Annotated in this window: 5 protein-coding genes and 1 pseudogene; 4 read left to right on the top strand and 2 right to left on the bottom strand. The window is 32.3% G+C overall.

Translation table 11 applies throughout. The features are described from left to right. The coding region (locus tag BAU23_RS04630) for an RNA-guided endonuclease InsQ/TnpB family protein (RefSeq protein ID WP_131802504.1) at window positions 1-532 on the top strand (532 nt) is incomplete at its 5' end. A gap of 292 nt (window positions 533-824) precedes the next feature. Continuing rightward, a complete protein-coding gene (locus BAU23_RS04635) occupies window positions 825-1,457 on the top strand; it encodes a hypothetical protein (RefSeq protein ID WP_000143834.1) in 633 nt (210 codons plus the stop codon). Between the two features lie 429 nt (window positions 1,458-1,886). Here the strand turns inward: BAU23_RS04635 and BAU23_RS04640 are convergent, their stop codons facing one another. After that, a complete protein-coding gene (locus tag BAU23_RS04640) occupies window positions 1,887-3,428 on the bottom strand; it encodes an S-layer homology domain-containing protein (RefSeq protein WP_071733667.1) in 1,542 nt (513 codons plus the stop codon). Window positions 3,429-4,049: 621 nt separating this feature from the next. Continuing rightward, window positions 4,050-4,694, bottom strand: a complete 645-nt coding sequence (locus BAU23_RS04645) for a hypothetical protein (protein ID WP_071733670.1) — start codon at window positions 4,692-4,694, stop codon at window positions 4,050-4,052. A gap of 969 nt (window positions 4,695-5,663) precedes the next feature. On the opposite strand from BAU23_RS04645, the gene BAU23_RS04650 reads away from it, so the two are divergent. Beyond that, the gene (locus tag BAU23_RS04650) at window positions 5,664-6,413 is read left to right on the top strand and encodes a YhfM domain-containing protein (protein ID WP_016130705.1); all 750 of its coding nucleotides are present in this window, start codon (window positions 5,664-5,666) and stop codon (window positions 6,411-6,413) included. A 172-nt stretch (window positions 6,414-6,585) separates the two neighbouring features. Further along, a pseudogene (locus BAU23_RS28860) lies at window positions 6,586-6,668 on the top strand (IS200/IS605 family transposase); the annotation flags it as partial.

The raw sequence follows: 6,668 nt of genomic DNA on the forward strand, positions 1-6,668 counted from the left end.
ATACGTTAGTTCTGAGGATGAGAAAGCCAATTATCCTAAGTTCTATCGTGAAATGTTAGACCGATTAGTAAAGGCACAACGAGTATTATCAAGGCGCAATAAAGGTTCTGAGCGATGGAATAAACAACGTATTCGTGTAGCTAAGTTACATGAGAAAGTAGCTAACCAACGTAAGAATTTCCTTCATCATGAGTCTAAAGAGTTGGCTACTAATTTTGATGTTGTAGCTATTGAAGACCTAAACATGAAAGGAATGTCGCAAGTACTTCATTTTGGAAAAAGTGTCGCTGATAATGGTTGGGGTATGTTCACTTCTTTCTTAACTTATAAACTAAATGAACAAGGAAAACAACTTGTGAAAATAGACAAATGGTTTCCTTCCACAAAAACATGTAGCAGTTGTGGAAATGTAAAAAATATGACATTGTCTGAACGAGTCTATTCTTGTATATGCGGTGTAAATCTCGATAGAGATTATAACGCAGCTATCAATATCAAAAATGAAGCAATACGCCTATTAGCGTTAGCATAAATAGCAATAAAATAACCTTTGGAACAAGGGAGTTAGCTCGGCTGTCTTAGGACGAATTCGTTAGCTATCAAAAGTAATGATTAACCGAGAAGCCCCCACTTCAAACAGTCCGTTAGGACGTTAAGTGGCGGGTAGTTCACCTGGAGTATTAGGAGTTAGACTGCTTTTTTATAAGTCCTCATAAATTTCTGGAATTGAGGGTTACTATTAATCTATAATTTATTTAAAATAAAGGTAGTGAAGAATAACTACTCTTCACCTGAAATAAATATGAAGGAGAATTATAATAATAATGACTTTTCCCAATAATGTTAACGGTATGTGTGAGTATTCAATAATAGAAATTAGATGCTTACCCTATAATTCTGAAACAATAAAATTTCAAAACGACTTTGTTCTTATTTGTAGTACATATCTTAATAAAAATGATAAAGCACATGGTCATACTACATTTGAAATCCAATCTGTAAAAGAATTATCTTATAATAATTCACACGTTAAAGAAGCCAAAAAGTTTGCATTCAAAGGTGGTACTTTAAGGATTAATGATTTTGTAAACATAATTGAGGTGAAAACTGATTATGATACAAAGATTATAGCAAACCTTTCTTACCAATATTCTAAAGATCAAGAGATGGAATATATACAAAATAAAGACTTACTCCTATTTTCTACTTCAGTAGGAATCAAAGGTTCTTTTTCTAACGTCCCTTATCTTTATCTACCACCAGAATTTAAGACCTACATGGACTACTATGATGCTCATCAAGAATCTAAAATTCTCCATGATGCTTATTATACTTTGTGTCGAAGCACAAAAGAAGATAGTGAATTCATTGAACAATTTAAGGAACTACAAGATAAACAAAGTATTTTAGAAAAAGATTTATATGATCGTTATTTACAAAACACATATAAGGACTAAATGAATTTCGTAAACTATCCCCACTTCCAGCTTGTTTAGAAGTGATCGCTTCCTAAATTCACCTATCTTGCGTGTTTATTTCTATACAAGTACAAGAACTAATCATGGATTAGGCTATCTCGTTAGTTTATATAGTTCGATAAAACGTATGTTTTATTATGAAAAAATAGTAATTCATCTCCCACCTATTTGTTGGTGCCATGCACCTACATACAAATTGAAGAGAGAGAGGAATCACCTAAATTTAGTTAAAATGATTAGATGCTGTAAATATACACATCAGATAAACAAATAAAATAAAAAAAAGAATCCCATATCATATATGTTTATGGGATTCTTTTTTTATCTAGTACTGGTCCATTGTTACACAGACCTCAATTTATCGTTTGTTCATTGTTTAATTTTATTAATAAACTACATAGATTCATATTAGCGTTTGATGTCCGTTAATATTTTCTGATATCCCATTGCTTTCGGGCTACCGATCTGAATTTTATTTGTTAACTCATTATTATAGATTGTTGTTGCTTTCGCAAATTGATTACGATCCCATTGGTGATCTTTAGCAATTTGTTCATCAGATAAATTATAGTATGAATAAGTTACACGTCCTTCTACATCTGGAATTGGATCATCGAAGGTTGTATCAAGATGGTACCATTTCCCCTCAATTTTCACTAGATTCCAAGCATGAGGTTGTCCATTTCCAGTCCCTGTTACAATATGACCTTCTACTCCTGCCTCTTTTAACAATTGATAAGTTAATAATGCATATCCTTGACAAACAGCAGAACGGTTTGCTAAAGCTTCATATGCCGTATAAGCCTGGAAAGAAGTATCATACGAAACATGTTTTACGACATAATCATGAATCGCTTTTACTTTTTCATGTTCATCCATACCAGCTTTAACAATTGAAGTGATAACTGATTTTGCTTGTGTCTTTACATAGTTCATTTGCTCTTTTGATTCACGGTATGTAATTTTTAATGTAAATACATAATCTCCTGGAATACCACGAATAGAATATTGTGTATTTGCAACGTTATATTTCATGTATTCATTTGAATCAACTGTCTCATCATATGCTTTAACAAGCGTATCCATAACTTCTCTAATATTAGATTGTTTAGATTTATATGTTATAGTTATATCTTCTTCATGATTATTAATATAATTTTTCATGTCTTTTTTATAAGCTTCTAATAGTTGTACCTCAGTTTGTACACCCGTATCTTCTTTATTTGGTTTTGTCACATCAGGATTTTGTGTATTTAATTGTTCCCTATAATTTAATGCATTAAATAAAAACTGTGCATACTGTTCACGAGTTACAGTTTTATTTGGTTCAAAACCTCCATTACCTGTACCTGATGCAATTTTATTCGACTGTACGGCACTAATAGCGTCCTTCGCCCATGAATTATCTGGTACATCATTAAAAGTATGTTTACTTAACACAGGAACTTTAAAAGCAGTCTTGATGACCTGTGCCATTTCTGCACGACTTAATGATTCTTTTGGTCGAAATGCCCCATTTTGATCCCCTTTAAAGACTCCTATGTCTGTCAAAAATAGAATCTCTTCTAGGAACATTGTTGAGTTTTTATTAATGTCCTTATATGGATTTTTAAGCTGAGACCCATCTTGCATAATATAAAAAGAGTTGTCCTTATTAAGAGTGCCTCCTTTTTTAGCAGGAGCTAGCACACGATAAATTAAAGCTGCCACCTGTTCACGAGTAGCGTTATCTCCCAGGCCAAACACTCCATTTCCATATCCTCCGATAATATTACGATTAGCTAAGCTCGTAATGGCATTATTTGCCCAATGGTTTTTGGGAACATCATTAAATACAACTGAATTTCCCCCTGACTGGACTTCAGCTTTTACGGGATCACTACTTGTTCCTAACAATGCACCTCCTACCATCGTTAGTGATGTTATTGATTTTAATAGTTTTTTACTCATAAACTCTCTCCTAATAATATATTAAAGTAATTAACTTTACTTCACTAAGTTTATTAAACAAGTGGTATCTTTTAACTAAAATTTATAGATTTACGATACGAGAAAGCCCCTGCAGGACTTAAGTCCGCCTTTAAGCGTGGGGTGAAAGTATCGCTTTTGCGTAGTAAGACGTGTTAAAATGGCCTCAAAGTCATGCAAAAGACTCTAAAACAATAATGTTCTCTAAAAAATGAATATTGTATGAGGTTGCACGAAGCAATTTCACTTCGTGCGTAAAACAATACATGTCGTCAAGTACTAGACGCTAAAGCATAAGGAGAACCTATACGGTCTGTCATGGGAGTGGTGAGAGCAAATCGCAATCTTGCACGTCAGCGATACCAAAAATGGACTTCGCCTTTGGTCTTTGGTAGCAAGAATCCCACTGACCTATGTCAGCTTGCCCCTTTAGGGGTGGGAGTGTCAAAAATGTACTATGAAAGACTTTTAGACAGATACAGTCTAGGATACTACAAAATACATATATAGTTTTATGCATTTATGCATTTTTTTCATTTTTTAAACCAATAGGCATATTTTGTATAATATTTAAAGGGTTTTTGATGTTTCTATGAAAATAAATTAAATTTTCTTATATTGATTCCGTAAAAAGCTATCATACAAGATAAGAGATTTATTCTTTTGTTTTTCTTTTAAAGTTTCAAATTGATTAATGAAAGATTCTGAATAATCATGTTCTTTTGTGAAATGTTCTAATATTGAGTAAGCAGTGTGAAGAACTTCAGAATCGTGCTTAGCCTGATAATATTCTATATACTTCTTAAAATCAGGAGGAAGATATAAATAAGGAATATTAGACAATTGCCCCTTTGGCCCTTCAGAAATGGAAAATAAGAGTAAATCTTGCTCTTGTATATATTCCCTCTCTTGATCGCTATGATATTGATAGGAAAGTCTCGCTATGAATTTCGTATCATAGTCTGATTCCGTTTGAGTAATTGTTACAAAATCATTTATTTTCAAAGACCCACCTTGGTATACAAACTTCTTAGCATTTTTTACATTTGGATTATTATAAGACAGTTCTTTTATAGATTGAATTTCAAATGTAGTATGACCATGTGCTTTATCATTTTTGTTAAGATAAGTACTACAAATAAGTACAAAATTATCATAAAAATTGGGTGCTGTAGAAATACAAGGTAAACATTGAATTTCTATAATTGAATATTCATAAGACGTATTGATGTTACTTGGAAAAATCATTTTATAATTCTCCTTTAAATTTATTGCTCATGCCATATAATCGATCTTCATGAAAAATAGAAAAGCCATTATCGAATTGATAAGGGCTTTTTACATACTTTTATATAGAATAAAAATCAGATGCCTATAGAAGTATAACACAAAATTCAATTAAAACAATGTGGCTCTGTTGCAAAGTTTGAAAAAACATAAACAGGTCGGTAAATGAGGAACAATGTTTCGGAAGAAGTTAGTTCCAAATTTGATAGATGAGACTTCCATACTCATGAACCGGTTCTGGTGCGCTTATATATTTTAAAAAGAAAAGACACCCTAAGGTGCCTTCCTCCGACTTGATAACCACTTTAATTTTAATAACATTGGACTCCCATCCAAATATTATTCTACCATGTTAAGTTATTTTGTTCATTTATGCTGGTCGTCTGTAGGCTGTTTTGTAGTCCATGTAGCGATTAATAAGAAAATAATAGCAATAACTACACCTAAAAGTCCTTGTTTGAGCCACATGGATAAGGCGAAATTTGAAGCAATAGCTAAAAAAATGAATATTACGGTATATTTATTGAATCTCATTACGAACAACTTCCCAACGGAACCATTTTCTTGTTTCGTAAAAAATAGTATTAAACAAAATTCGGATTCTTTATTTGCAATTACAATCTATATTTTGTTGAAATTATTCTTTTAAAGGGGCGGGATCCCGAAAATGCGGATGCTATCCTAAGTAAAGCACTATAACCCAACTACTTTTTATACAAGATTTTATGCAAAAAAAGAATAGCAGGGACTCTCCATTATCCTTGCTACCGATAATGAGACGTTAGGTTAATTTTACATGCATGTTTATTAATCACCTGATTAGAGATATGTGATCTAAACTTAACCTATTCGAAGTACTAAGTTTTTTAATAAGAATAGTCATTTATTGTTATGATTAAATTTATAATATCCTTTAGGGAGGAACTCAATTTGAAGAAAACATTAATTGTTGGAGCATTATGCTTATCGATCGCTGCTTTAATTGTATTTGTTAATGGAGATGAAGAGACATACACTGAAGCAAACAAAAATGATATTGTTTTACACTTATATAAAGAAAAATCTAGAAATCTAGAACGATTTGAAACATTTTCTCAAAATGTAAAAGATAAGAAAAGTGACGAAATACAAATTAAAGATTATTTCATTGACGAGGAGGCCAAAGTACCGAGTTTAAACACTGTAACTTATCAAGATGAGAAATTTACTTTTACTCACAGGTACAAAAACGACTATAGAAAGGATATTTGTAAGAAGTTCGTTACTCCTCAAGAAACACATGGTGTGGCATATATGCTAAGAGATTGCGAACAGTCAGAAGATGGTATTATACTTCATAATACAGCGAAGGACGGTGAAGGAGTACACTCCATAAAAGATAAATCTATTGAATTTATTGAAGTTGAGGGGAATAAGACCTACATATTCGTAAAACAATTTGATGTTGGAGCATTCGTGAACGCTATCACCCATATCGGGCATACACATTCAAATACATCTAGTACACACAAGCCAAATTTCAAAGTAAATGTTCACTTTTTAAGTGGAACAACTCAAACATACTATTTGTGGATTGACAAAGAGAAATCACAAGGAATAATTATGGATTCAGAACAAACAAACCAAGGACATGAAATCGATAAAATATTTGTAAATAACATCATAAAAGCGTTAAATTAAAACGACATATTTTAACGAATTCCTCGAAAGGATTCTCCTTCCTCAAGCGCGTGAAGGGCGTAGCCCAGCGGTAGGTGGGAGATGAATTTCGGTTTGGCGTAGCCAAAAGGATTTGCTTTTTATTTCGCCTCTGATATAATCAGTCTTATAAATTATAAAGGTTGGTATATCAATGAAATTAGACAATAATAATCATTCAGTGTTCTTGTTGTATTATCATCTTGTGTTGGTCGTAAAATACAGAAGAAATGTGTT

The sequence above is a fragment of the Bacillus nitratireducens genome (genome assembly GCF_001884135.1).
GTDB lineage: Bacteria > Bacillota > Bacilli > Bacillales > Bacillaceae_G > Bacillus_A > Bacillus_A nitratireducens.

Excerpts from the sequence above, each read along its gene's own strand:
- BAU23_RS04640 (WP_071733667.1), bottom strand. The coding sequence starts at position 3,428 with ATGAGTAAAAAACTATTAAAATCAATAACATCACTAACGATGGTAGGA.
- BAU23_RS04635 (WP_000143834.1), top strand. The coding sequence starts at position 825 with ATGACTTTTCCCAATAATGTTAACGGTATGTGTGAGTATTCAATAATA.
- BAU23_RS04645 (WP_071733670.1), bottom strand. The coding sequence starts at position 4,694 with ATGATTTTTCCAAGTAACATCAATACGTCTTATGAATATTCAATTATA.